Here is a 26,491-nt window from a genome sequence, read left to right as displayed (position 1 = left end):
TCAGCGTACACGTGTTAGCTATCCTGCGTGCTTCAATAAAATAAGGCTTACAGAGAACATGGTAGATAAACGCGAATCCTATACAAAAGAAGACCTTCTTGCCTCTGGTCGCGGTGAACTGTTTGGCGCAAAAGGCCCGCAATTGCCAGCGCCGAACATGCTAATGATGGATCGGGTGGTCAAAATGACCGAAACCGGTGGCAACTTCGACAAAGGGTATGTTGAAGCAGAACTGGATATTAATCCGGATCTGTGGTTCTTCGGTTGTCACTTCATCGGTGATCCGGTAATGCCGGGATGTCTGGGCCTGGATGCCATGTGGCAGTTGGTAGGGTTCTACCTGGGCTGGCTGGGCGGCGAAGGTAAAGGCCGCGCACTGGGCGTAGGCGAAGTGAAATTCACTGGTCAGGTTCTACCTACGGCAAAAAAAGTGACCTATCGTATTCACTTTAAACGCATTGTTAACCGTCGCTTGATCATGGGTCTGGCAGACGGCGAAGTACTGGTTGATGGTCGTCTGATCTACACCGCCAGCGATCTGAAAGTTGGTCTGTTCCAGGATACTTCTGCATTCTGATTTAAATCAGGCTGCATATTAAAAGGCGAAACCTCCGCATTGCGGAGGTTTCTTTTTAAAGAGACAGAATCAGGCCATAACTACCCTGTCCGCCATGGCTTCTCGCCAGCCTCCCAGCCATTCTGACCTTTGATTCAGCGTCTGATAGGGACACATTTCTTTTGAGCGTCCGGCGATGCCGGCCTGATAACCACGTTGATGTGCCCGTTCCAGGCGATCTCGTTTTTGTCTCTTCATGCCTCGTTTCCCTCATACTGGTTTCTGGTGGAAAAGAAAACAGTGATTACTAAATGTGCAATCACAGTTAAGCAATACCGCGAATCATAACTGCCGTCAATGCGCAAAATTCACGCCACTGTCATATTTGTGAGCCACACGGACATGTTGGTTGTACAAAAAATGTGAAGAGGAACAAGTTTTTTACTGCGAATTGCACAAAAAAACCGCCTCTGGCAACATGCCGGAGACGGTTATATTTACAAATATTTATAATTAAGGTAGACGCTTTATCTCTTGCGCAATAGCAGCGGCTTCCTGACTCCAGACATTAGCCAGCACTTTGACCATTTCATCGTAACCATCCTGATTTTGTACCCCTTCCAGACGGAACGGCCGTTTGATCAGTTGTCCCTGGTGATTCAATAGCCACTCGCCACTGACAATAACCTTGCCATCATAGCGGCCGTTAAACTCAGTTACGGTTACGTTGAGCGTGTCCTGGGCGCTTCCCAAAGGCTGGGAGGCAACCACCCAACCAGGCAGTTGCGTACTCAGGTTGGCGACCAGGGTGTTGCGCAACTGTTGATCTAGTGGGCTGGCCCACAGGTTGTTGTTGGCAATCACATACTTCACATCGCTGGTTTGATAAACCACGCCATTCCCCGCCAGATAGTCAGGAACTGCGACCTGCTCTACCCATAACAGGCGATTACCCTGGCTGGCGGTACTTTGCGTACCGCTCTGCATAACAGGTAACTGGTAATAGTTTTTATTGATTTCGCCGGAGCTGCATCCGGCCAGCCACAGTGCCGCGATCGTCACTAGCCACTTTTTCATTGTTTCGCCCTCTTCGGCTCTGGATCTTTTTTGTCCTTCGCTTCAAATACCAGCGCGTTGCTCTTCTCATTGAGCGTTTTCAGCACTGGTTGCAATTCACGCAAGACCTGATCAAGACGCTGCATATCCGCCACCATCTTGTTGTAAGCTGCGGAGCCAGGCTGGAAGCCCTGCATACTGCGATTCAGCTCACGCAACGTTGACTGCATATCCGTCGGCAACTGCTGCATCGACTGGCTGGCCAGAATCTTGTTCATACTATCCAGCGTAGTTTGCAGGTTTTTCATCGTGCGCTGGCTTTCCGACAGCGTGCTGGTCGCCTGCTCAATCATCGGATTCAACGGAAGTTTGTTGATCTTATCCAACGCCTCCATCAGACGCTGCTGGATTTGCGCCAGGCCGCCGCTAACGGTCGGGATAATCTGATAACCATTAAACTCTCGGATCCCAGTTATCGCTGGCGTATTCGGGTAGAAATCGAGATCAACATAGAGTGCGCCAGTAACCAGATTTCCGGTTTTCAGCGATCCACGTAAACCACGCTTCAACAACTCTCCAAGATGCTTAACGACATCCGCATTTTCGCCAAGCTGCATTTTCAGTCGTTCCGGTTCAATGCGAATGAGTACCGGAATACGGTAATCATCATTAAATGTCTGACGCATATTCGGCGCAAAGAAAGGCACCTTACTTACTGTACCCAGGCGAATACCACGGAATTCCACTGGTGCGCCAGGCTGCAGGCCGCGTACCGAATCTTTAAAGAACATCAGATAATCAATATGATCGGTGTACAGCGAATCCTGAATGCTCTTCTGATCGTCATACAAAACGAATGCTGTTTTCGGTGCAACAGGCTGCCCTAAATCCAGCCCTTCAGGCACGTCAAAGCTGACACCGCCGCTGAGTAGCGTTGTCAACGAACCCATCTCCACGCGCATTCCCGCTGACGTGAGATCAACCGCAATGCCACTGTCCTTCCAGAAACGAACATTGCTGGTCACCAGTCGGTCGTAAGGCGCGTTAACAAAGAGCTGGTAACTAATATTACGTTTTTGGGTATCAAACGTGCTGGTTTCCACCGAGCCAACCCGAAAGCCACGGAATAACACCGGATCCCCCGGAGAAAGTTGCCCGGCTTTTTTACTGTCGAGTATCACCCGAATCCCTTTCGCATCCGGCGGAGCCAGCGGTGGTGAATCAAGCAAATCGTATCTCGTCTGCTTGCCCCCTTTCGCCCCAGGCTGCAGCTCAATATAAACCCCTGACAGCAGAGTCCCCAGGCCGCTAATGCCCTCGCGACCAATCTGCGGTTTTACTACCCAAAAAACGGTATCTTTATGCAGCAGTTTTTCCATACCTGCGTTCAAACGCGCTTTGATTTCAACGTGCGTCAAATCATCAGCCAGTGTGGCGCTTTCAACCACGCCGACATCAACACTACGGCTTTTAATAGTGGTCTTGCCACCTTCTATCCCTTCCGCATTCGCGGTGATCAGGGTCACTTCCGGCCCCTGATGGCTGTAATGATAAAAAAGAACCCACGCTCCTATAAGCGCCGTGACGATAGGAAATATCCACACGGGAGACCAGTTCTTCACTTTCTGGATTTTGGCTTCCCCATTATTAGATTCCATACTGTCAGGACTCCTCATGCTCTGGTTCAGGTTGACGATCCCACGACAAACGCGGGTCAAACGTCATCGCAGAAAACATTGTCATAATGACGACTAAAGCAAACATTAATGCACCCATTGCCGGATAAATACTCATTAAACCTCCCATACGCACCAGCGCCGAGAGCACCGCAATCACGAAAACGTCAATCATTGACCAGCGGCCTACAAACTCAACAACTTCGTAAATCAAATGCATTCTTTCGCTGTCACGCTTGCCGTGTCCTTTGGCATCCCAGCACAACCAGCCAATGGCGATCATTTTTAAGGTCGGAACCATGATACTGGCCAAAAAGATAACCGCAGCGACCGGATAAGAACCTTCGCTCCACAGCAAGATCACCCCGGCGAGAATAGTCGACGGCATCTTTGAACCTAAAAAATCGGTCACCATGATGGGCAAGATATTGGCAGGGAGATACAGCATGATCGACGTAACGAGCAACGCCAGCGTCCATTGCAGACTGTTTTTACGTCGAACATACCCTTTGGTGCTACAGCGTGGGCACACCTGTTCATCGGCAGGAAGGATTGCTGTGCAACAAGAACAGGAGCGCAGCCCCTGGTTAATACCTGTCACCCCCGGTTTCAGCGGCTGATTCAGCGCAGGCATAGGAGCAATATCATCCCATAACCAACGGCGATCGACACACTGAAAGGCACGCAACTGAAGCACGCAGAACAAACACCAGGGAATAAAACTGCTGCCTACGCCAATGCTGCCATAAGCCATCAGTTTAACGAAACTCACCAGTACACCAGCGAGGAAAATCTCCGCCATTCCCCAGGTTTTAAGTTGAAAAAGCACCCGTCCTAAGTGCTCTTTCAGGCGAACTGGCAATTCCGCGCGGTTGACCAATAACAAAATAGTTATCAGGCAAAACGCAGGAACCAGTTGCACAAATAACAGAAAGAAAGTGCCAAGGCTGGCATAGTTTTCGGAAAACAACACGCCAGGAATTTCCAGCAACGTAATTTCGCTGGTTACCCCGGCGACGTTCATTTTCACAAAAGGAAACAGGTTGGACAGCAACAGCATAAACAGTGCAGCCAACGCGTATGCTGTGGGGCGCTGACGTGGGGCATCCCACGCAACAGTTAACGTCGTGCCACACCGGGGACATGCCGCTTTCTGACCATGCTCAAGGTGGGGTAACGCCACCAGCATGTCACACTGCGGGCACAAAATATGCTTCGCGGCATGATGATGTTCGCACATTGGTACTCCTTAATGATGCGCTATTTTACAGATTGCTGACAAAGTATTCGTTTTTCATGCCGGATGCGGCGCGAGCGCCTTTTCCGGCATGATAAATTGTACAAATCCAATAAATTGAGGTTTCCCTCATGCCTGATAAGCGTAGCGCATCAGGCAATTTATCTTTGTCATCAGCCTCTATATCAAACAACTGTTTTGCGATCAGCCACCATTTTTCAACGCTTCAAGATACTCCCAACGCTCAAAAGCTTGTTCCAGCTCCTGCTCAGCAGCAGCCAGATCGGCAAGCACTTTTTGCGTATGTTCATGAGACTGACTGAAGAAGGAGGCATCTGCCACCTGTGCCTGTAAGGCTTCCAGCTTTGCTTCCAGCTCTTCAAGTAATTGCGGGAGCTGTTCCAGTTCGCGCTGCAGTTTATAGCTTAGTTTGCTCGTGCTGCGTTTTACAGTTTCTGCTTTTGGCACAGGCACTTCTTCGGTTTTCTTCACCGCTGGTTGCTTAAGCGCCACATACTGTTCTTGCTGACCGCGAGCGTCGTGATAACCGCCAACATAACGACCGATTTTACCTTCACCTTCAAAGATCCAGCATTCTGTTACGGTGTTATCGACAAACTGACGATCGTGGCTCACCAGCAACACCGTGCCCTGGTAGCTGTCGATGAGTTCTTCAAGCAGTTCCAGCGTTTCGACGTCAAGGTCGTTGGTCGGTTCATCAAGGATCAGTAAGTTACTTGGTTTGAGGAACAGACGCGCCAGCAGCAGACGGTTACGCTCCCCACCAGAAAGTGCACGTACCGGCGTCATCGCCCGTTTCGGATGGAACAGGAAGTCCTGCAAATAGCCCAGCACGTGGCGTGGTTTACCGTTAACCATCACCTCTTGCTTACCTTCTGCCAGGTTATCCATCACCGTTTTATCGGGATCGAGTTCCGCACGATGCTGATCGAAATAAGCCACCTCCAGTTTCGTCCCGACATGGATGCGCCCGCTGTCTGGCTGAAGTTGCCCCAGCATCAGTTTTAACAACGTGGTTTTTCCGCAACCATTCGGGCCAATCAACGCAATTTTGTCGCCACGTTGCACCTGAGCGGAAAAATCTTTCACCAGTTGTTTGCCCTCAACCTGATAGCAAACATCTTCTATTTCAAAGACGATTTTACCGGAGCGGCTGGCCTCTTCGACCTGCATCTTCGCTGTGCCCATTACCTCGCGGCGCTGGCTACGTTCACGACGCATCGCTTTCAGGGCACGTACACGACCTTCATTACGGGTACGACGCGCTTTGATCCCCTGACGGATCCACACCTCTTCCTGTGCCAGTTTGCGATCAAACTCAGCATTTTGTAGTTCTTCCACGCGCAGAGCTTCTTCTTTTTCCAGTAAATACTGGTCGTAATTCCCAGGATAGGTCACCAGCTTACCGCGATCGAGGTCGACAATACGCGTCGCCATATTGCGAATAAATGAACGATCGTGGGAGATGAAAATTATCGTCCCGTTGAATGTTTTAAGGAAACCTTCCAACCAGTCGATAGTTTCGATATCCAGATGGTTGGTCGGTTCGTCGAGCAGTAACACGCGCGGATTGCTAACCAGCGCACGTCCTAATGCCGCTTTACGCAACCAACCGCCAGAAAGCGACGACAGCGCAGCATTGGGATCTAATCCCAATTGTGCCAGTACTTCGTTGATGCGGTTTTCCAGTTGCCACAGGTTATGGTGATCAAGCTGTTCCTGAACTTTCGCCAGTTCGTTAAGATTTTTCTCGCTCGGGTCATTCATCACCAGGCGTGAAATATCGTGGTAGCGTTTCAGGTATTCCGCTTGTTCTTCAATACCTTCAGCGACGAAATCATAAACGCTTCCCTCAACGTTACGCGGCGGATCTTGTTGCAGACGAGCAACGATTAAATCTTGCTCGTAAATAATGCGACCGTCATCCAGCCCCTGTTCACGGTTGAGGATCTTCATTAACGTCGATTTGCCCGCGCCATTACGGCCCACCAGACAAACACGTTCGTTATCTTCGATATGCAGCTCTGCATTATCGAGAAGTGGCGCGTCGCTGAACGACAGCCATGCGCCATGCATACTGATTAATGACATTACTATTCCTTTCAGGCTGCGGTAATCAGCCAGCAGTTGTGGATCTGGCGGTTACGGGCAAAATCCTGGGAAAGTGTTTTTTGCGTAATTTCTTGTGCTTTCAGCCCCAGTTTTGCCAGTCCGTCGAGATCCATACGAAAACCGCGTTTGTTGTTTGAGAACATAATCGTCCCCCCTGCGCGCAGCAGACGCTTCAGATCTTTCATCAGCGCCAGATGATCGCGCTGAACATCAAACGCATCTTCCATTCGTTTTGAGTTAGAGAAGGTTGGCGGATCGATAAAGATTAGATCGAACTGCTCATTAGCCTCACGCAGCCACGCCAGGCAATCGGCCTGAATCAGTCGATGCGCACGGCCAGTTAAGCCATTCAGACGCAGGTTGCGTTCTGCCCACTCCAGATACGTACGCGACATATCCACCGTAGTGGTGCTGCGTGCGCCGCCTAATCCCGCATGCACGGTGGCGCTACCGGTATAGGAGAAGAGGTTGAGGAAATCTTTGCCTTTGCTCATTTGACCGAGCATACGGCGTGCGATGCGGTGATCGAGGAACAGACCAGTATCGAGGTAATCCGTCAGATTCACCCATAAGTGAGCGTTGTATTCAGTGACTTCAAGAAACTCGCCTTTTTCGCCCAGTTTCTGATACTGATTTTTACCCTTCTGCCGTTCACGGGTTTTCAGCACCAGTTTGTTTGGCGCAATCCCCAATACCGAAATGGTCGCGGCGATAATATCGAACAGGCGCTGACGCGCTTTGTGCGCATCAATCGTTTTCGGCGGCGCATACTCCTGCACCACCACCCAGTCAGCATAGCGGTCAACGGCAACGTTGTATTCCGGCAAATCGGCGTCATACAGGCGATAACATTCAATCCCTTCCTGGCGTGCCCACTTCTCGAACTTTTTCAGGTTTTTACGCAGACGGTTAGCGTAATCTTCCGCCACCATCGCTGGTTTGCTGTCCGGAGTACTTTCGGCAACGTGGTAATTTTTCTGCACGCAGTCCAGCGGTCCGTTTTTCGCTTTGTACTGTTTGTCTGCGCGCAGTTGCAGGCAACTTAACAGATCCGGCGAAGCGCTGAATAAAGAGAGATTCCAGCCACCAAACTGGTTTTTCATGGTTCGACCCAGCAGGCTATGTAGCGCAATCAGCGCCGGTTCGCTGTCCAGACGTTCACCATATGGCGGGTTGCTCAGTACTGTACCGTATGGCCCTTTTGGCAGCGGATTGGTCAGTTGCGCGACATCTTTCACTTCAAAAGTAATCAGTTCGCCAATACCGGCGAGGCGGGCGTTAGTGCGTGCGCGTTGAATCACCCGCGCATCGCTGTCGGAACCGTAAAAATGAGAGCTGTATTCCGCCAGACCTTTACGGGCACGGGTCTGTGCTTCAGCTTTTACTTCCTGCCAGATGGCTTCGTCGTGCTGCGCCCAGCCGCTAAATCCCCAACGCCCACGGTGCAAGCCCGGTGCGCGATCGGTCGCCAGCATCGCCGCTTCAATCAGCAACGTACCGGAACCACACATCGGATCGAGCAGTGGTGTTCCCGGCTGCCAGCCGGAACGCATTACAATAGCCGCCGCCAGGGTTTCTTTGATTGGCGCAATACCCGCACGATCGCGATAGCCACGCAGATGTAAACCGTCACCGCTTAAGTCGAGAGCAATGCTGGCGGTTTCTTTATTCAGCCAGACGTTAACGCGGATATCCGGCGTATCGCGATCAACATTCGGACGCGGCAGATTCTTACGCGTGAAAGCATCAACGATGGCATCTTTCACTTTCATCGCGCCATACTGGCTGTTACGGATGGTGTCATTCAAGCCGCTGAAGTGAACAGCGAAGGTCGCGCCTGGATTAAACATCTCTGTCCAGTTGATCGCCTGAACACCGAGATAGAGGTCTAAATCGCTGTAAACCTTGCACTCGCTCAGCGGCAACATAATACGCGAGGCCAGGCGGCTCCACATCAGGCTCTGGTAAACAAGCCGCGTGTCGCCCTTGAAATGGACCCCACCCTGAACCACCTGGCATTCAACGGCCCCCAGGTTTTCCAGTTCAGTTTTTAACAGCTCTTCCAGCCCACGGGCCGTACTGGCAAACAGAGAATTCATATCGTCACTTTTACTCTAAGAGCCTACCGCAGTAGGCGTAATTGTTGCAGTCAGTCAGGAGATGGGCAGCGCGGAGAAACCGGTGCGTACACGTAGTACCTAATGATTTCGGGCGCAGCCCAGGGCCGAACTGACAAATAAAATAGCCTATTGGTATAGGCTCTAAGAAAATTGTTGCGCATTATAGCTAATAAGTGCGTCATGTCATAAAGTTGAGGGCTTATTTTCATTTGAGGACCGCTCCGTGGCGACATTAACCCGGCTTTTTATTCATCCTGTTAAATCCATGCGCGGCATTGGTCTGACACACGCTCTTGCAGATATCAGCGGGCTGGCCTTCGATCGAATTTTTATGCTGACAGAACCCGACGGCACATTTATTACCGCCCGTCAGTTTCCACAGATGGTGCGCTTTACCCCCTCTCCCGTTCATGACGGTCTGCATCTCACTGCGCCCGATGGCAGCAGCGCGTGGGTACGCTTTGCCGATTTCGCCGTACAGGACGCACCGACGGAAGTGTGGGGCAACCATTTTACTGCACGTATTGCTCCAGCCACGATCAACACATGGTTAAGTGGATTTTTCTCCCGCGAAGTGCAGTTGCGCTGGGTGGGGCCGCAGATGACGCGGCGCGTAAAACGCCACAACACTGTACCCCTGTCATTCGCTGATGGCTATCCGTATCTACTCGCGAATGAATCCTCATTACGTGATGTACAGCAACGCTGTCCGGCAAGCGTCAGAATGGAACAATTCCGCCCCAATCTGGTTGTTTCTGGCGTGCCTGCGTGGGAAGAAGACACCTGGAAAGTGATTCGTATTGGCGATGTGGTGTTCGATGTAGTGAAGCCATGTAGCCGTTGTATTTTCACCACCGTTAGCCCGGAAAAAGGGCAAAAGCATCCGGCTGGCGAACCATTAAAAACGTTGCAATCTTTCCGTACTGCCCAGGATAACGGCGATGTCGATTTCGGTCAGAACCTGATTGCCCGCAACAGCGGTGTTATTCGTGTTGGCGATGAAGTGGAAATTCTGGCAACGGCACCGGCAAAAGCCTACGGCGCAGCCGCAGCGGACGACACTTTCCCAGCGACACAACAAGCGGACGCAAATGTAGATATCGACTGGCAAGGGCAGGCATTTCGCGGTAATAACCAACAGGTATTACTGGAACAATTAGAAAATCAAGGGATTCGTATTCCCTATTCTTGCCGTGCTGGCATCTGCGGAAGTTGTCGTATCCAGCTTCTGGAAGGCGAAGTCACCCCGCTGAAAAAATCAGCTATGAGCGACGACGGAACAATTCTTTGCTGTAGTTGTGTGCCGAAGAGTGCATTGAAACTGAAAGGTTAAACGGCTTGTTCAAGGCTGACGCTGTCATAACTCACGTGCGGTCTCAGCCTGTCATTCATAATTTTGATAGCGTCACCCAGTTGCATGGCGCGCCCGGCGATGACGACGCAAGGCTGTGCCAGCAGGCACAGTGCAGCATTTTCGCCAGATTCAATAACCAGTAAATTGACTTGCTCATTGGTGTCGCTTAACCAGACACAGGCTGCATCACCCGATACTGGTGCCCACATTTCGCCATGAGAAACAAAATGCCAGCTTTTCGGCATTTGCGGTTTGAGGTAACGAATCGCCACCAGCGCATTAAGCACCAGTTCGGCTTTTTGTTCTTTTGATAAGTTAAGGTCGCGGCATTTTTCTTCAAACGTGAAATAGAGCGCGGCGTCATCAACGCAAAATCCCGCAGGAGAAAAAGCATCCGGTGTCAGCATTTTACGAGCAAAACGTGAGCGAAATAGCATACCATTGGCTAAATCAAGCATCATTCGATCATGCTCTTCATCGTAATACCAACGCCAGTTATCATCTGGTTTAATTCGCATATGCCTCTCCTCTACCCTATAAATCTACCGCAACACATTCCATTGTCGCTTTGCTTAATAACCTCAACAAGAAAAGTACAAAATATCTAAATAAGTAACAGGAATGAATATAAAACAACCAGGGCTGAAAATAAAGCCCTGATTATCTTATAAAGAGAAAATGAAAGAAATAATTAGATATGGGTAATGATTTCTTTAATCAGCGGCGGGCCTTTAAAAATAAAACCAGAATAAATTTGCACCAGTGATGCACCCGCAGCAATCTTCTCACGGGCGGCGATGACCGAGTCAATACCACCAACACCAATGATTGGTAAACGGCCGTTTAATTCCTGCGACAAGCGGCGAATAATTTCTGTACTCTTTAATTGTAACGGGCGACCACTTAAACCACCGGTTTGCTCGCAATTTTTCATTCCCTGAACTAAAGAACGATCGAGGGTGGTATTAGTCGCAATAACACCATCAATATTATGGCGAACCAAACTATCGGCCACCTGGATCAACTCCTCTTCAGAAAGATCCGGCGCGATCTTCACTGCAATTGGCACATATTTATGGTGGATCGCCTGTAAATCATTTTGCTTATTTTTAATTGCAGTTAATAAATCATCCAGTGCTTCGCCATATTGTAAAGTGCGTAATCCTGGGGTGTTTGGTGATGAAATATTGATGGCAATATATCCCGCATAGGCGTAGATTTTTTCCATACAAATCAGATAGTCATCTTTACCCTGCTCTACCGGCGTATCTTTATTTTTGCCGATGTTAATTCCCAGAACACCGTCATAATGGGCTTTTTTAACGTTCTCTACGAGATTATCAACGCCGAGGTTATTAAAGCCCATACGGTTGATCAAACCTTCCGCATCCACCAGGCGAAAGAGACGAGGCTTATCGTTTCCTGGCTGTGGACGCGGGGTGACAGTACCGATCTCGATCGATCCAAATCCCATTGCACCTAAAGCGTCAATACACTCCCCGTCTTTATCAAGACCGGCAGCCAGACCAAGCGGGTTTTTAAAGGTCAGTCCCATGCAGTTAACCGGTTTCGCTGGAACGTTCTGCCGAACAAGTGCTTCAAACGGCGTTCCGGTAATGCGGCGTAATTGCTGAAAAGTAAATTCATGAGCGCGCTCAGGATCGAGCTGGAAAAGGGCTTTACGAACGAAGGGGTAGTACATGAACTCTCCTGGATTCCCGGTGTGCAAACCGGGGGCGTATTATGTGCGAGTTCAGCCAAAAAGGGAATTGACCTGCGGCAATAAATAGCAAACGTTTTCTTATTGCGCCTTTTTTATGCTTTTTTTGGCTTTCCTTCACCAGATAAATCATTTCGACTCACCAGCTCCCTCTGTCAGACTGACACAATTGTTATCAATGTTAACAAAATAAGAACAATTAGTTATAAGGAGAGAGTATGCGTGTCATTACCCTGGCTGGAAGTCCTCGCTTTCCTTCTCGCTCCAGTTCCTTACTGGAATATGCGCGAGAAAAGCTGAATAGCCTGGATGTGGAGGTTTATCACTGGAATCTGCAAAACTTCGCCCCGGAAGATTTGCTCTATGCACGTTTCGACAGCCCGGCTCTGAAAACTTTCACTGCACAACTGCAAGAGGCTGACGGGCTGATTGTCGCGACCCCCGTCTACAAAGCGGCTTATTCCGGGGCGTTAAAAACCCTTCTCGACCTGCTACCTGAACGCGCACTGCAAGGCAAAGTGGTTTTACCACTGGCAACAGGCGGCACAGTGGCTCATCTATTGGCGGTCGATTACGCACTCAAACCGGTACTAAGCGCTTTAAAAGCGCAGGAGATCCTGCACGGTGTGTTTGCCGATGACTCGCAGGTGATTGATTTCCAGCATAAGCCGCAATTCACGCCGAATCTGCAATCCCGTCTTGATGTCGCACTCGAAGCCTTCTGGCAGGCGTTGCACCGTCGTGATGTCCAGGTTCCTGATCTTTTCTCTCTACGAGGAAACGCCCATGCGTAACATATTTAAACTGGCGCTGGCGGGATTACTTAGCGTCACTACGCTCGCGGTTGCTGCGGAGTCTTCGTCTGAAGCGTTACGGATAGGTTATCAGAAAGGCAGCATCAGCATGGTGCTGGCAAAAAGCCATCAACTCCTGGAAAAACGCTATCCGCAAACAAAAATTTCATGGGTGGAATTTCCTGCGGGTCCGCAGATGCTGGAAGCACTCAACATCGGCAGTATTGATCTTGGCAGCACGGGCGACATTCCACCTATCTTTGCCCAAGTTGCTGGTGCGGATTTGGTATACGTCGGTGTCGAGCCGCCAAAACCAAAAGCCGAAGTCATTCTGGTGCCAGAAAACAGTCCCATAAAAACCGTGGCTGAACTGAAGGGCCACAAAGTCGCATTTCAGAAAGGTTCCAGTTCGCACAACCTGTTACTACGCGCACTGCAACAGGCCGGGCTTAAATTCACCGATATCCAGCCCACTTACCTGACACCTGCTGATGCCCGCGCGGCCTTCCAGCAAGGTAACGTAGATGCCTGGGCCATCTGGGATCCTTACTACTCTGCTGCATTATTACAGGGTGGTGTGCGGGTATTAAAAGATGGTACTGGTCTGAATCAGACCGGGTCGTTTTATCTGGCGGCCCGCCCCTATGCAGAAAAAAACGGTGCCTTTATTCAGGGCGTACTGGAGACCTTTAGCCAGGCCGATGCGTTAACCCACAGCCAGCGCGAGCAAAGTATCACCTTGCTGGCAAAAACGATGGGCTTACCGGCACCGGTAATAGCCTCTTATCTTGGCCACCGTCCTCCCACCACCATCAAACCAGTGAGTGCCGAGGTTGCCGCTTTACAGCAACATACTGCCGACCTGTTTTATGAAAATCATCTGCTGCCGAAAAAAGTCGATATTCGCCAGCGCATCTGGCACCCCACTCAACTGGAAGGAAAACAATTATGAGTCTGAATATATTCTGGTTTTTACCTACGCACGGTGACGGTCATTATCTGGGAACGGAAACAGAGTCTCGTCCGGTTGATCACGGTTATCTGCAACAGATCGCGCAAGCGGCGGATCGTCTTGGCTATACCGGCGTGCTGATCCCTACGGGCCGTTCCTGCGAAGATGCGTGGCTGGTGGCGGCGTCGATGATCCCGGTTACGCAAAGGCTGAAGTTTCTTGTCGCCCTGCGCCCTGGTGTAACGTCACCTACCGTTGCCGCCCGCCAGGCCGCCACGCTCGACCGTCTGTCGAATGGCCGTGCGTTGTTTAACCTGGTAACAGGCAGCGATCCACAAGAACTGGCGGGAGACGGCGTGTTCCTCGACCACAGCGAGCGTTACGCAGCCTCGGCGGAATTTACTCAGGTCTGGCGACGTTTATTGCAGGGAGAAACTGTCGATTTCAACGGTAAGCATATTCATGTGTGCGGTGCAAAACTACTCTTTGCACCGATTCAACAACCGTATCCTCCGCTTTACTTTGGCGGATCGTCAGACGTCGCCCAGGATCTGGCCGCAGAACAAGTTGATCTTTATCTCACCTGGGGCGAACCGCCAGCACTGGTAAAAGAGAAGATCGAGCAAGTGCGGGCAAAAGCGGCCGCACATGGTCGCAAAATTCGTTTCGGTATTCGCCTCCATGTGATTGTCCGCGAAACCAACGACGAAGCGTGGCAGGCCGCAGAACGGTTAATCTCCCATCTTGATGATGACACCATCGCCAGAGCACAGGCTGCATTTGCCCGCACGGATTCCGTGGGGCAACAGCGAATGGCTGCGTTACATAACGGCAAGCGCGACAACCTGGAGATCAGCCCCAATTTATGGGCAGGCGTTGGTCTGGTACGCGGCGGTGCGGGGACGGCGCTGGTAGGCGATGGTCCGACAGTCGCCGCACGAATCAACGAATACGCCGCGCTTGGCATCGACAGTTTTGTCCTCTCAGGATATCCACATCTGGAAGAAGCGTATCGGGTTGGCGAATTACTGTTCCCACATCTGGATGTTGCCATTCCACAGATTCCCCAACCACAGCCATTGAACCTGCAAGGCGAAGCGGTAGCGAATGAGTTCATCCCACGTAATGTCGCGCAAAGCTAAGGAAGAAAATGATGGCAACGCCAGTGAAGAAGTGGTTATTGCGCGTTGCCCCCTGGTTTTTACCGGTGGGCATCGTGGCGGTGTGGCAACTGGCCTCCTCGGTTGGCTGGCTGTCGACGCGTATTTTGCCCTCTCCGGAAGGAGTGGTGGCCGCGTTCTGGACGCTCTCGGCCAGCGGTGAGCTGTGGCAGCATCTGGCGATCAGCTCCTGGCGGGCGCTGATTGGTTTTTCGATTGGCGGATCGCTGGGGTTGATTCTGGGATTGATTAGCGGCCTGTCGCGCTGGGGAGAACGGTTGCTGGACAGCTCAATTCAAATGTTGCGCAACGTGCCGCATCTGGCGCTGATCCCGCTGGTGATTTTGTGGTTTGGCATTGATGAGTCTGCAAAAATTTTCCTGGTAGCGCTCGGCACGCTGTTCCCCATTTATATCAATACCTGGCACGGCATCCGTAATATCGATCGCGGGCTGGTGGAGATGGCGCGTAGCTATGGCTTATCCGGCTTGCCGCTGTTTGTGCATGTGATCCTGCCTGGTGCCCTGCCCTCAATTATGGTCGGCGTGCGTTTTGCGTTGGGCCTGATGTGGCTGACGCTGATTGTTGCCGAAACCATCTCTGCCAATTCTGGCATTGGTTATCTGGCGATGAATGCGCGGGAGTTTCTGCAAACGGATGTCGTCGTCGTCGCCATTATTCTCTACGCCCTGCTCGGCAAACTTGCTGACATTAGCGCCCAATTGCTAGAGCGTCTCTGGTTGCGCTGGAACCCGGCTTATCATCTGAAGGAGGCCACGGCATGAATACTGCCCGTCTGAACCAGGGTACACCACTGCTACTTAATGCGGTGAGCAAACATTACGCAGAAAATATCGTGCTGAATCAACTGGATTTGCATATTCCGGCAGGTCAGTTTGTGGCTGTTGTTGGTCGTAGCGGCGGCGGTAAAAGTACTCTGCTGCGTCTGCTGGCGGGGCTGGAAACACCAACCGCAGGTGATGTACTGGCGGGTATAACACCGCTGGCCGAGATTCAGGATGATACGCGGATGATGTTTCAGGATGCGCGTCTGCTGCCATGGAAATCGGTGATTGATAACGTTGGGTTAGGTCTTAAAGGCCAATGGCGCGATGCGGCGCATCAGGCACTGGCTGCGGTAGGGCTGGAAAATCGTGCCGGGGAATGGCCTGCCGCACTTTCTGGCGGGCAGAAACAGCGTGTGGCGCTGGCAAGAGCGTTGATTCATCGTCCGGGTTTATTGTTGCTCGATGAGCCGCTGGGCGCACTGGACGCCTTAACGCGACTGGAGATGCAGGATTTAATTGTGTCACTTTGGCAGGAGCACGGCTTTACCGTCTTGCTGGTGACGCATGATGTGAGCGAAGCGGTAGCGATGGCTGACCGGGTGCTGTTGATTGAAGAGGGAAAGATTGGCCTGGATTTGACGGTGGATATTCCTCGCCCGCGCCGATTAGGGTCGGTACGGTTAGCGGAACTGGAAGCGGAAGTGTTACAGCGGGTGATGCAGCGAGGGCATTCTGAACAACCAATTCGGCGTCATGGTTAACATGCCAGATGCGGCGTGAACGCCTTATCAGCCTACAAAACCAACAATTCCAACGGGTTTGCAGGCCTGATAAGACGCGCCAGCGTCGCATCAGGCACTTTTGTATTAAGCCAGTGCTTTGGTGATCTTCTCGTAAAGATCGCCAGAGAGATTATCCAACCCTTTCAATTGTTCCAGCGCCGCACGCATTTTCTCCTGACGTTTGGCATCGTAACGTTTCAGGCGAATCAGCGGCTCAATCAAACGTGAAGCCACCTGCGGATTACGGCGGTTCAGATCGGTGAGCATTTCCACCAGGAACTGGTAACCACTGCCATCTTCAGCATGGAACGCTGCCAGGTTGCTGCCTGCAAACGCACCAATCAACGAACGAATACGGTTCGGGTTGCTCATGGTGAATGAGCGATGCTGTAACAGACCACGCACCGTCTCCAGCACATTCGCCGCTGGACTGGTGGCTTGCAGGATAAACCATTTATCCATCACCAGACCGTCCTGATACCACCTGTCATCGTACTCCTGCATCAACGCGTCACGGCACGGTAACTGCGCAGCAACCGCCGCCGAAAGTGCCGCCAGCGAATCGGTCATATTGTTCGCTTTATGGAACTGCTTACTCACTAACACGTCAGCCAGATGCGTTTCACCAAAGGCGAGGAAGCGCAGGCAGGCATTACGCAGAGTACGTTTCGCAATGTCTTCATGTTCAACACGATACTCACTCTGGTGATTGGCGTTATAGATAGCCAACAATTCATCCGCCAGTTCAGTCGCCAGTGTACGGGTGAGTGCTTCGCGAACTTCGGCAATGGCAATCGGATCGATGATATCGAATAGTTCCGCCATTTCATTGACAGAAGGCAGTGTCAGGATTTCTGCCGCCAGCGCCGGGTCGATCTTCTCATCGAGCAGCACAGCGCGGAAAGCATCTGCAACATGTGCTGGCAGCGATAACGGCTGCCCTTGTTGATGACGGGCGACATTCAGTTTGATGTACGTTGCCAGCAGACTTTGCGCCGCATCCCAGCGGGAAAAATCATTGCGCGCATGACGCATCAGGAAGGTCAGTTGCTGATCGCTCCATTTATATTCCAGTTTCACCGGCGCGGAAAATTCACACAGCAGCGCAGGCACCGGCTGGAAGTAGACGTTATCAAAAACAAAAGTCTGTTCCGCCTGGGTGACATTCAGCACTGAATTGACCGGATGACCGTCCTTCTGCAACGGGATTACTTTGCCCTCGTTGTCATACAACTCAATAGCAAACGGAATATGCAGCGGCAGTTTTTCTGCCTGATCTGGCGTAGCTGGCGTGCGCTGACTGATGGTCAGGGTGTACTGCTCAGTTTCTGGATCGTAGTCGTCTTTAACAGTCACAATCGGCGTGCCGGACTGGCTGTACCAACGGCGGAAATGAGAGAGATCGACATTTGACGCATCTTCCATCGCCTGGACGAAATCGTCACAGGTTGCCGCACTGCCATCATGACGCTCGAAATAGAGCTGCATCCCTTTCTGGAAATTTTCTTCGCCCAGCAGGGTGTGGATCATTCGAATCACTTCTGCGCCCTTCTCGTAAACGGTCAGGGTATAGAAGTTGTTCATCTCAATGACCATGTCCGGGCGGATTGGGTGAGCCATTGGGCTGGCGTCTTCCGCAAACTGCAACCCGCGCATGGTGCGCACATTGTTGATGCGATTAACGGCACGGGAACCCAGGTCAGAGCTGAACTCCTGATCGCGGAACACGGTTAAACCTTCTTTCAGGCTAAGCTGGAACCAGTCGCGGCAAGTCACACGGTTACCGGTCCAGTTGTGGAAATATTCATGGCCAATAACGCGTTCAATGTCGAGATAATCTTTGTCGGTAGCGGTGTCGGTGCGCGCCAGTACATATTTGGAGTTAAAGATGTTAAGACCTTTATTCTCCATTGCGCCCATGTTGAAGAAGTCCACGGCAACGATCATATAAATATCAAGGTCATACTCCAGACCAAAGCGCTCTTCATCCCACTTCATGGAATTTTTCAGCGAGGTCATCGCCCACGGCGCGCGGTCAAGGTTGCCGCGATCGACATACAACTCCAGCGCCACTTCACGGCCAGAACGCGTGGTGAAGGTGTCGCGTAGCACATCAAAATCGCCTGCCACCAGCGCAAACAGATAGCACGGTTTCGGGAACGGGTCCTGCCACTGTACCCAGTGACGTCCGTTTTCCAACTCACCTTGCGCAACGCGGTTACCGTTAGAAAGCAGGAACGGGTATTTGGTTTTATCGGCAATAATTTTAGTCGTAAAACGCGCCAGCACGTCCGGGCGATCGAGATAGTACGTAATGTGGCGGAAACCTTCGGCTTCACACTGGGTGCAAAGCGCATCGCCTGACTGGTAAAGCCCTTCCAGTGCAGTGTTGGACGCAGGGCTAATTTCATTAACGATCTTGAGCGTAAAACGCTCCGGTAAATTACTGATGACCAGTGCGCCCTCTTCTTCTTTCCAGGCGGACCACGGCTCATCATTAATATGAATAGAGACCAGTTTAAGATCTTCGCCGTCAAGACGAAGTGGAGCATCTGATGCACCATGACGGACAGCCTGGCTGATCGCGGTAACCACCGTCTTTTGCGCGTCCAGGTCAAAGGTCAAGTCAATATCAGTAATCTGGTAATCCGGCGCACGATAATCGTGACGGTATTTGGCTTGTGGCTGTTGAGTCATAAATAACCTTTAGCATCTTTTATAGAGTCAGGTGTTCAGTCTATTCCTGTTGTATAAATCTCGCTACGCAGAATCTTCATCTTTTCAGGTACAAACGCTTTTATTGCTACATTTTTATAACATACAGAGCGCAACGCCATCGACCATAAACGTGGCATATGGTGTGATCGGGGTTCAATAAATTGCGAAACAAGGTATACTCCAGCAGTTCCTGAAGATGTTTATTGTACTAAACGCTCCCGTACGAGGACGCTACTGCGCACCTATGACACAATTCGCTTCTCCTGTTCTGCACTCGCTGCTGGATACAGATGCTTATAAGTTGCATATGCAGCAAGCCGTGTTTCATCACTATTATGATGTGCATGTCGCGGCGGAGTTTCGTTGCCGAGGTGACGATCTGCTGGGTATTTATGCCGATGCTATTCGTGAACAGGTCCAGGCGATGCAGCGTCTGCGCCTGCAGGATGATGAATATCAATGGCTCTCTGCCCTGCCTTTTTTTAAGGCCGACTACCTCAACTGGTTGCGCGAGTTCCGCTTTAACCCGGAACAGGTCACCGTCACCAACGATAACGGCAAGCTGGATATTCGTTTAAGCGGTCCGTGGCGTGAAGTCATCCTCTGGGAAGTTCCTTTGCTGGCGGTCATCAGTGAACTGGTACATCGCTACCGCTCACCGCAGGCCGACGTTGCGCAAGCCCTTGATACGCTGGAAAGCAAATTAGTCGACTTCTCGGCGTTAACTGCCGATCTCGATATGTCGCGCTTCCATCTGATGGATTTCGGCACCCGCCGACGTTTTTCCCGCGAAGTCCAGGAAACCATCGTTCAACGTTTGCAACAAGAATCCTGGTTCGTTGGCACCAGTAACTACGATCTGGCGCGTCGGCTTTCCCTCACGCCAATGGGAACTCAGGCTCACGAATGGTTCCAGGCGCATCAACAAATCAGCCCGGATCTTGCCAACAGCCAACGTGCCGCACTTGCCGCATGGCTCAATGAATATCCCGATCAACTGGGAATTGCGTTAACCGATTGCATTACTATGGACGCATTCTTGCGTGATTTCGGCGTGGAATTTGCCAGCCGCTATCAGGGGCTGCGTCATGACTCTGGCGACCCGGTAGAATGGGGCGAAAAAGCCATCGCGCATTATGAGAAGCTGGGAATCAACCCTCAGAGCAAAACGCTGGTTTTCTCTGACAATCTGGATTTACGCAAAGCGGTCGAGCTTTATCGCCACTTCTCTTCCCGTGTGCAATTAAGTTTTGGTATAGGTACACGCCTGACCTGCGATATCCCCCAAGTCAAGCCACTGAATATTGTGATTAAGCTGGTGGAGTGTAACGGTAAACCTGTGGCGAAACTTTCTGACAGTCCTGGCAAAACAATCTGCCACGACAAGGCGTTTGTTCGCGCACTTCGTAAAGCGTTCGACCTTCCGCACATTAAAAAAGCCAGTTAATATCATCAGGGAGCCATAACGGCTCCCTTTTTTACCTTTAATTCCGAAATCTTTCGCTGCATCTGCGAATTCTGCTTGTCTGATTGCGGATGCCAGGTAACATAGGTATCCCCCCATTTCACGGGTGGACAAGTGTTTATTTTTTCCGACTATTAACAGAGAGAATATTATGAGCGTTGTGCCTGTAGCCGACGTACTCCAGGGCCGCGTAGCCGTTGACAGCGAAGTCACCGTGCGCGGATGGGTACGTACCCGCCGAGATTCAAAAGCTGGCATCTCCTTCCTCGCCGTTTATGACGGTTCCTGCTTTGATCCTGTACAGGCTGTCATCAATAATTCTCTGCCCAATTACAATGAAGACGTACTGCGTCTGACCACCGGTTGCTCGGTCATTGTGACGGGTAAAGTCGTGGCGTCGCCGGGCCAGGGGCAACAATTTGAAATTCAGGCCAGCAATGTTGAAGTCGCTGGTTGGGTTGAAGATCCAGACACTTACCCGATGGCAGCAAAACGCCACAGCATTGAGTATCTGCGTGAAGTCGCTCACCTGCGTCCACGTACCAACCTGATTGGTGCCGTTGCGCGCGTTCGCCACACGCTGGCGCAGGCACTGCATCGATTCTTTAACGAACAAGGTTTCTTCTGGGTTTCTACACCGCTGATCACCGCATCCGATACCGAAGGCGCTGGCGAAATGTTCCGTGTTTCAACACTGGATCTGGAAAACCTGCCGCGTAACGATCAGGGCAAAGTTGATTTCGACAAAGATTTCTTCGGTAAAGAGTCGTTCCTGACCGTATCAGGCCAGTTAAACGGCGAGACTTATGCCTGTGCGCTGTCTAAAATTTATACCTTCGGCCCGACTTTCCGTGCAGAAAACTCCAACACCAGCCGTCACCTGGCGGAATTCTGGATGCTGGAGCCGGAAGTCGCGTTTGCTAACCTGAACGATATCGCCGGCCTGGCAGAAGCCATGCTGAAATACGTCTTTAAAGCGGTTCTCGAAGAACGTGCTGACGATATGAAATTCTTCGCTGAACGCGTGGATAAAGATGCAGTTTCACGTCTGGAGCGTTTCATTGAGGCAGACTTCGCGCAGGTGGATTATACCGACGCGGTAACCATCCTCGAAAACTGCGGTAAGAAATTTGAAAACCCGGTTTACTGGGGTGTGGATCTCTCTTCCGAGCATGAACGTTACCTGGCAGAAGAACACTTTAAAGCGCCGGTAGTCGTGAAAAACTATCCGAAAGACATTAAAGCGTTCTACATGCGCCTTAACGAAGACGGTAAAACCGTTGCAGCAATGGACGTTCTGGCTCCGGGTATCGGTGAGATCATTGGTGGTTCCCAGCGTGAAGAGCGTCTGGACGTTCTGGACGAACGTATGCTGGAGATGGGCCTGAATAAAGAAGATTACTGGTGGTATCGCGATCTGCGTCGCTACGGTACTGTTCCACATTCCGGTTTTGGTCTTGGTTTTGAACGCCTGATCGCCTACGTGACTGGCGTTCAAAACGTGCGTGACGTAATTCCGTTCCCACGCACTCCACGTAACGCCAGTTTCTAATTTAACTTTTCCGAGAGCCAGCACCCGCTGGCTCTTTTTTATCCCCTTCTGTCAAGTTATCTGTTTGTTAAGTCAATCAATCTAATTGCAACCCTGCCAAAGCAATCTTCCTGTTACGGAATGTTTCTTTGCAACATTTGCGAACAAAAAATAACCCATAGCCTTATTGCGGATTAGCCATTTCTTATCTGATAGCACAATTTTTATACTTATTATTGGCTTTCTGGATGGCTGAAAGTGTATTAGAGAGAAGTCACAGAGAGAAATCATCAGAAAGAAAATTTCTGTTTAGTTAGATTTAATATAAGTAAATCATATACATATATAAGATCCGCCATAAATATCATTAAATCCTGGTGGAAATATGACGGTGTTCACAAAGTTCCTTAAAATTAATACCTGGTTACACATTTTTTCTTTTTGTAACTATATCTTTATCTTTGTAGCACTTTCACGGTAGCGAAACGTTAGTTTGAATGGAAAGATGCCTGCAGATACATAAAGACACCAAACTTTCATCAATAGCTCCGTAAATATTTATTGACGAAACTTATTGACGGCAGTGGCAGGTGTCATAAAAAAAACCATGAGGGTAATAAATAATGATGAAGCGCAACATTCTGGCAGTGATCGTCCCTGCTCTGTTAGTAGCAGGAACTGCAAACGCTGCAGAAATCTATAACAAAGATGGCAACAAAGTAGATCTGTACGGTAAAGCTGTCGGTCTGCACTATTTTTCCAAGGGTAACGGTGAAAACAGTTACGGTGGCAATGGCGATATGACCTATGCCCGTCTTGGTTTTAAAGGGGAAACTCAAATCAATTCTGATCTGACCGGTTACGGTCAGTGGGAATACAACTTCCAGGGTAACAACTCTGAGGGTTCTGATGCCCAAAATGGCAACAAAACCCGTCTGGCGTTCGCTGGTCTGAAATTTGCTGATGCTGGCTCAATCGATTACGGTCGTAACTATGGTGTTGTTTATGACGCACTGGGTTACACCGATATGCTGCCGGAATTTGGTGGTGACACTGCATACAGCGATGACTTCTTCGTTGGTCGTGTTGGCGGCGTTGCAACTTACCGTAACTCCAACTTCTTTGGTCTGGTTGACGGCCTGAACTTCGCTGTTCAGTACCTGGGTAAAAACGAACGCGACACCGCACGTCGTTCTAACGGCGACGGTGTTGGCGGCTCCATCAGCTACGAATTCGAAGGCTTTGGTATCGTTGGTGCTTATGGTGCTGCTGACCGTACAAACTTGCAGGAAGCCCAGCCTCTCGGCCAGGGTAAAAAAGCTGAACAGTGGGCTACTGGCCTGAAGTACGATGCGAACAACATCTACCTGGCAGCAAACTACGGTGAAACCCGTAACGCTACGCCGATCACCGGCGGCTTTGCTAACAAAACGCAAGATATCCTGTTAGTTGCACAATACCAGTTTGACTTCGGTCTGCGTCCGTCCATCGCTTACACCAAATCTAAAGCGAAAGACGTAGAAGGTGGTATCGGTGATGTTGATCTGGTGAACTATGTTGAAGTGGGCGCAACCTACTACTTCAACAAAAACATGTCTACCTATGTTGACTACATCATCAACCAGATCGATTCTGACAACAAACTGGGCGTAGGTTCTGACGACACAGTTGCTGTGGGTATCGTTTACCAGTTCTAATAGCAGACCTCTTTGTTAAATGCCGAAAAAACAGGACTTTGGTCCTGTTTTTTTTATGCCTTCCAGAGCAATCTCACGTCTTGCAAAAACAGCCGGTGTTTTCATCAGTAATAGTTGGAATTTTGTAAATCTCCCGTTACCCTGATAGCGGACTTCCCTTCTGTAACCATAATGGAACCTCGTCATGTTTGAGAACATTACCGCCGCTCCTGCCGACCCGATTCTGGGCCTGGCCGATCTGTTTCGTGCCGATGAACGTCCCGGCAAAATTAACCTCGGGATTGGTGTCTATAAAGATGAGACGGGCAAAACCCCGGTACTGACCAGCGTTAAAAAGGCTGAACAGTATCTGCTCGAAAATGAAACCACCAAAAACTACCTCGGCATTGACGGTATTCCTGAATTTGGTCGTTGCACCCAGGAACTGCTGTTTGGTAAAGGTAGCGCCCTAATCAACGACAAACGCGCCCGCACAGCTCAGACCCCTGGTGGTACTGGTGCGTTACGCGTGGCTGCCGATTTCCTGGCAAAAAATACCGACGTTAAGCGTGTGTGGGTGAGCAACCCTAGCTGGCCGAACCATAAGAGCGTCTTTAACTCTGCAGGTCTGGAAGTACGTGAATACGCTTATTACGACGCGGAAAAACATACTCTGGACTTCGACGCCCTGATTAACAGTCTGAACGAAGCCCAGGCTGGCGACGTGGTGCTGTTCCACGGTTGCTGCCATAACCCAACCGGCATTGATCCTACACTGGAGCAATGGCAAACGCTGGCGCAGCTTTCCGTTGAGAAAGGCTGGTTACCGCTGTTTGACTTTGCTTACCAGGGTTTTGCTCGCGGTCTGGAAGAAGATGCTGAAGGTCTGCGCGTTTTCGCAGCTCTGCATAAAGAACTGATCGTCGCCAGTTCCTACTCTAAAAACTTTGGTCTGTACAACGAGCGTGTAGGCGCATGTACGCTGGTTGCTGCGGACAGTGAAACCGTGGATCGCGCATTCAGCCAGATGAAAGCGGCGATTCGTGCGAACTATTCTAACCCACCCGCGCACGGAGCTTCGGTTGTTGCCACTATCCTGAGTAATGATGCGTTACGTGCTATCTGGGAACAAGAGCTGACTGATATGCGTCAGCGTATTCAGCGTATGCGTCAATTGTTCGTTAATACGCTGCAGGAAAAAGGCGCAAACCGCGACTTCAGTTTCATTATCAAACAAAACGGCATGTTCTCTTTTAGCGGTCTGACTAAAGAACAGGTACTGCGTCTGCGTGAAGAGTTTGGCGTGTATGCTGTGGCTTCCGGTCGTGTGAACGTAGCCGGGATGACGCCAGACAACATGGCTCCGCTGTGCGAAGCGATTGTGGCTGTGCTGTAAGCATTAAAACCAATGAAGCCCGCTGTGAAAGCGGGCTTTTTTATGCGCCTTTACCAGACGGGAATTTCGTCTTGCAGGAAGGGGTTATGCAACCGTTCATAGCCGAGGGTGGATAACGGCCCATGCCCTGGAATAAACGTCACATCATCGCCAAGCGGCAGCAGTTTATCTTTGATAGAGGAGATCAGTTGATTATGGTCGCCACGTGGGAAGTCACTGCGCCCTACTCCACCTTTGAAAATGACGTCGCCAGAAATCAGCAGTTTTGACTGATTATCAAAAAAGACCACATGACCCGGTGTATGCCCTGGGCAATGTAACACCTGTAAAGTCACATTCCCTATGCTGATCGTGTCGCCTTCATTCAGCCAACGATCCGGCGTCAGTGGCTGACACTCATCCAGGCCAAACATGCGGCTTTGCGCAGGCAAGCCTTGCAGCCAGAACTCATCTTCCTTTTCCGGACCAAGTACTGGCACGCCGTAATGTTTTGCCAGTTCCGCCGCTGCACCAACGTGATCCAGATGGCCATGTGTCAGTAGGATCTGCATCAGCGTCAGGCCGCTGGCATCAACTTCCTGTTTAATTTTTTCCGCATCACCGCCAGGATCAACCAGTGCTGCCAGGCGAGTTTGTTCACACCAGATCAATGAGCAGTTCTGGGAGAATGCAGTGACCGGAATAATACGATAATTCATACTGCCCCTGTTTCGTTAAGCGATTGCTACCAGTGCCGTGCAGGTCCGGTATCAATATGCACAAAGTTACTACGTGGGTAATATCCTACACCACCTGCGCGCATAGATAACGCGGCTTTGCGAATATTGCTTAACGCGACGCCTTCAATATGGAAATCCATCGCCTGGCCTTTGGTGTGATAGCTTTTCTTCGCTACTCCACGGCTGTGTGCGCGTAATTCATTATTGGTGTCGATAGAACGGTAACCAGAAATTAACTGTACCGGCTTGCGAGTACCTAACAGGCCTTGCAGGCGATACAACTGGTCGAATAATCCTGGATCGATGGACTTTATTTTGTTCGCGCGGAAATCGCGGAAAAAATGGTTTAGTTTTGCCAATTCTTCCTGAATATAGCCTCTGCCATCGAAAAACTCCGCTTTAATTGACTCTCCAGTATGGAGATTGTTGAGTGTCAAAATACGCGGGCGTGGGGTGGAGAGTGTCGCAAACGCAGGGGTCGGCAAGATGGCAGCACCAAGTGCAACACCACCAAGCGCCAGTAGTTTGCGGCGATTAGCGTCGAATTTGTCCATGGTAATCAAGTCTACAGGTCAATGTTATCGTTTATATGCACTTCTGGCGCACAAGAGTGCACCTTAACCGCCCATAAAGCTAACGTCAAGGTGACTCAACCCCA

At 50.6% G+C, this 26,491-nt stretch carries 22 protein-coding genes; 11 read left to right on the top strand and 11 right to left on the bottom strand.

The features are described 5' to 3' along the window. Positions 1-58 precede the first annotated feature (58 nt). Complete coding sequence (gene fabA, locus A1SC_RS19685) at positions 59-577, top strand: bifunctional 3-hydroxydecanoyl-ACP dehydratase/trans-2-decenoyl-ACP isomerase (RefSeq protein ID WP_000227927.1); 519 nt, start codon at positions 59-61, stop codon at positions 575-577. A gap of 69 nt (positions 578-646) precedes the next feature. Here fabA and rmf read toward each other — a convergent pair whose 3' ends face one another. From rmf to rlmKL, 6 genes are all read right to left on the bottom strand, one after another. Beyond that, positions 647-814: a ribosome modulation factor gene (rmf, locus tag A1SC_RS19690; RefSeq protein WP_000828647.1), complete on the bottom strand. Its 168-nt coding sequence runs from the start codon at positions 812-814 to the stop codon at positions 647-649. 255 nt (positions 815-1,069) lie between these two features. Beyond that, positions 1,070-1,633 (bottom strand): membrane integrity-associated transporter subunit PqiC, encoded by a 564-nt coding sequence (pqiC, locus tag A1SC_RS19695; protein WP_001516130.1) that lies wholly within the window; start codon positions 1,631-1,633, stop codon positions 1,070-1,072. Beyond that, a complete protein-coding gene (pqiB, locus tag A1SC_RS19700) occupies positions 1,630-3,270 on the bottom strand; it encodes an intermembrane transport protein PqiB (RefSeq protein ID WP_000445524.1) in 1,641 nt (546 codons plus the stop codon). The genes pqiC and pqiB overlap by 4 nt, the downstream gene beginning before the upstream one ends. Before the next feature lie 4 nt (positions 3,271-3,274). Next, on the bottom strand, positions 3,275-4,528 hold the full coding sequence (gene pqiA, locus A1SC_RS19705) for a membrane integrity-associated transporter subunit PqiA (RefSeq protein ID WP_016261883.1): 1,254 nt from the start codon (positions 4,526-4,528) through the stop codon (positions 3,275-3,277). Between the two features lie 201 nt (positions 4,529-4,729). After that, complete coding sequence (locus A1SC_RS19710; protein ID WP_000053064.1) at positions 4,730-6,637, bottom strand: ABC transporter ATP-binding protein; 1,908 nt, start codon at positions 6,635-6,637, stop codon at positions 4,730-4,732. Between the two features lie 11 nt (positions 6,638-6,648). Beyond that, positions 6,649-8,757, bottom strand: coding sequence for a bifunctional 23S rRNA (guanine(2069)-N(7))-methyltransferase RlmK/23S rRNA (guanine(2445)-N(2))-methyltransferase RlmL (gene rlmKL / locus A1SC_RS19715; protein ID WP_001086563.1), 2,109 nt, complete (start codon positions 8,755-8,757; stop codon positions 6,649-6,651). A gap of 244 nt (positions 8,758-9,001) precedes the next feature. On the opposite strand from rlmKL, the gene A1SC_RS19720 reads away from it, so the two are divergent. Beyond that, positions 9,002-10,111 carry a YcbX family protein gene (locus A1SC_RS19720; RefSeq protein WP_001516128.1) on the top strand — a complete coding sequence of 370 codons (1,110 nt, stop codon included), beginning with the start codon at positions 9,002-9,004 and terminating at the stop codon, positions 10,109-10,111. Here A1SC_RS19720 and zapC read toward each other — a convergent pair. Then, positions 10,108-10,650 (bottom strand): cell division protein ZapC, encoded by a 543-nt coding sequence (gene zapC / locus A1SC_RS19725; RefSeq protein ID WP_001220666.1) that lies wholly within the window; start codon positions 10,648-10,650, stop codon positions 10,108-10,110. The genes A1SC_RS19720 and zapC overlap by 4 nt on opposite strands. A 173-nt stretch (positions 10,651-10,823) precedes the next feature. After that, a complete protein-coding gene (gene pyrD, locus A1SC_RS19730; RefSeq protein ID WP_001516127.1) occupies positions 10,824-11,834 on the bottom strand; it encodes a quinone-dependent dihydroorotate dehydrogenase in 1,011 nt (336 codons plus the stop codon). A gap of 236 nt (positions 11,835-12,070) precedes the next feature. Between pyrD and ssuE the strand changes: the two genes are divergently transcribed. Genes ssuE through ssuB form a run of 5 tightly spaced genes read left to right on the top strand, consistent with a single transcriptional unit; the run spans position 12,071 to position 16,307 of the window. Continuing rightward, the gene (gene ssuE / locus A1SC_RS19735) at positions 12,071-12,646 is read left to right on the top strand and encodes an NADPH-dependent FMN reductase (RefSeq protein ID WP_001516126.1); all 576 of its coding nucleotides are present in this window, start codon (positions 12,071-12,073) and stop codon (positions 12,644-12,646) included. Beyond that, positions 12,639-13,598: a sulfonate ABC transporter substrate-binding protein gene (locus tag A1SC_RS19740; RefSeq protein WP_016261882.1), complete on the top strand. Its 960-nt coding sequence runs from the start codon at positions 12,639-12,641 to the stop codon at positions 13,596-13,598. The genes ssuE and A1SC_RS19740 overlap by 8 nt, the downstream gene beginning before the upstream one ends. After that, on the top strand, positions 13,595-14,740 hold the full coding sequence (ssuD, locus tag A1SC_RS19745) for an FMNH2-dependent alkanesulfonate monooxygenase (RefSeq protein ID WP_016261881.1): 1,146 nt from the start codon (positions 13,595-13,597) through the stop codon (positions 14,738-14,740). Before A1SC_RS19740 ends, ssuD begins: the two co-directional genes overlap by 4 nt. An 11-nt stretch (positions 14,741-14,751) precedes the next feature. Beyond that, complete coding sequence (gene ssuC / locus A1SC_RS19750) at positions 14,752-15,543, top strand: aliphatic sulfonate ABC transporter permease SsuC (RefSeq protein WP_000235185.1); 792 nt, start codon at positions 14,752-14,754, stop codon at positions 15,541-15,543. Then, positions 15,540-16,307, top strand: coding sequence for an aliphatic sulfonates ABC transporter ATP-binding protein (gene ssuB, locus A1SC_RS19755; RefSeq protein ID WP_001090478.1), 768 nt, complete (start codon positions 15,540-15,542; stop codon positions 16,305-16,307). Before ssuC ends, ssuB begins: the two co-directional genes overlap by 4 nt. A 105-nt stretch (positions 16,308-16,412) precedes the next feature. On the opposite strand, the gene pepN is transcribed toward ssuB, so the two are convergent. Beyond that, entirely contained in the window at positions 16,413-19,025 is a 2,613-nt protein-coding gene (gene pepN / locus A1SC_RS19760; RefSeq protein WP_016261880.1) for an aminopeptidase N, read from the bottom strand. Positions 19,026-19,290: 265 nt separating this feature from the next. On the opposite strand from pepN, the gene pncB reads away from it, so the two are divergent. From pncB to aspC, 4 genes are all read left to right on the top strand, one after another. Further along, entirely contained in the window at positions 19,291-20,493 is a 1,203-nt protein-coding gene (pncB, locus tag A1SC_RS19765; protein WP_010376903.1) for a nicotinate phosphoribosyltransferase, read from the top strand. Positions 20,494-20,662: 169 nt separating this feature from the next. After that, positions 20,663-22,063, top strand: coding sequence for an asparagine--tRNA ligase (gene asnS / locus A1SC_RS19770; protein ID WP_000117892.1), 1,401 nt, complete (start codon positions 20,663-20,665; stop codon positions 22,061-22,063). 602 nt (positions 22,064-22,665) lie between these two features. After that, positions 22,666-23,739: a porin OmpF gene (gene ompF, locus A1SC_RS19775; protein ID WP_000977929.1), complete on the top strand. Its 1,074-nt coding sequence runs from the start codon at positions 22,666-22,668 to the stop codon at positions 23,737-23,739. A 184-nt stretch (positions 23,740-23,923) separates the two neighbouring features. Next, positions 23,924-25,114 carry an aspartate transaminase gene (aspC, locus tag A1SC_RS19780; protein ID WP_000462674.1) on the top strand — a complete coding sequence of 397 codons (1,191 nt, stop codon included), beginning with the start codon at positions 23,924-23,926 and terminating at the stop codon, positions 25,112-25,114. Between the two features lie 50 nt (positions 25,115-25,164). Here the strand turns inward: aspC and gloC are convergent, their stop codons facing one another. Both gloC and A1SC_RS19790 read right to left on the bottom strand, forming a co-directional pair. Further along, complete coding sequence (gene gloC, locus A1SC_RS19785) at positions 25,165-25,812, bottom strand: hydroxyacylglutathione hydrolase GloC (protein ID WP_001109447.1); 648 nt, start codon at positions 25,810-25,812, stop codon at positions 25,165-25,167. Between the two features lie 26 nt (positions 25,813-25,838). Further along, on the bottom strand, positions 25,839-26,387 hold the full coding sequence (locus A1SC_RS19790; protein ID WP_001516120.1) for a peptidoglycan L,D-endopeptidase MepK: 549 nt from the start codon (positions 26,385-26,387) through the stop codon (positions 25,839-25,841). Between the last annotated feature and the right edge of the window lie 104 nt (positions 26,388-26,491).

Origin of the sequence: Escherichia sp. KTE52, from assembly GCF_000408325.1 — a bacterium.
Taxonomy (GTDB): Bacteria; Pseudomonadota; Gammaproteobacteria; order Enterobacterales; family Enterobacteriaceae; genus Escherichia; species Escherichia marmotae.
This window is presented reverse-complemented; position numbering and strand designations above follow the sequence as displayed.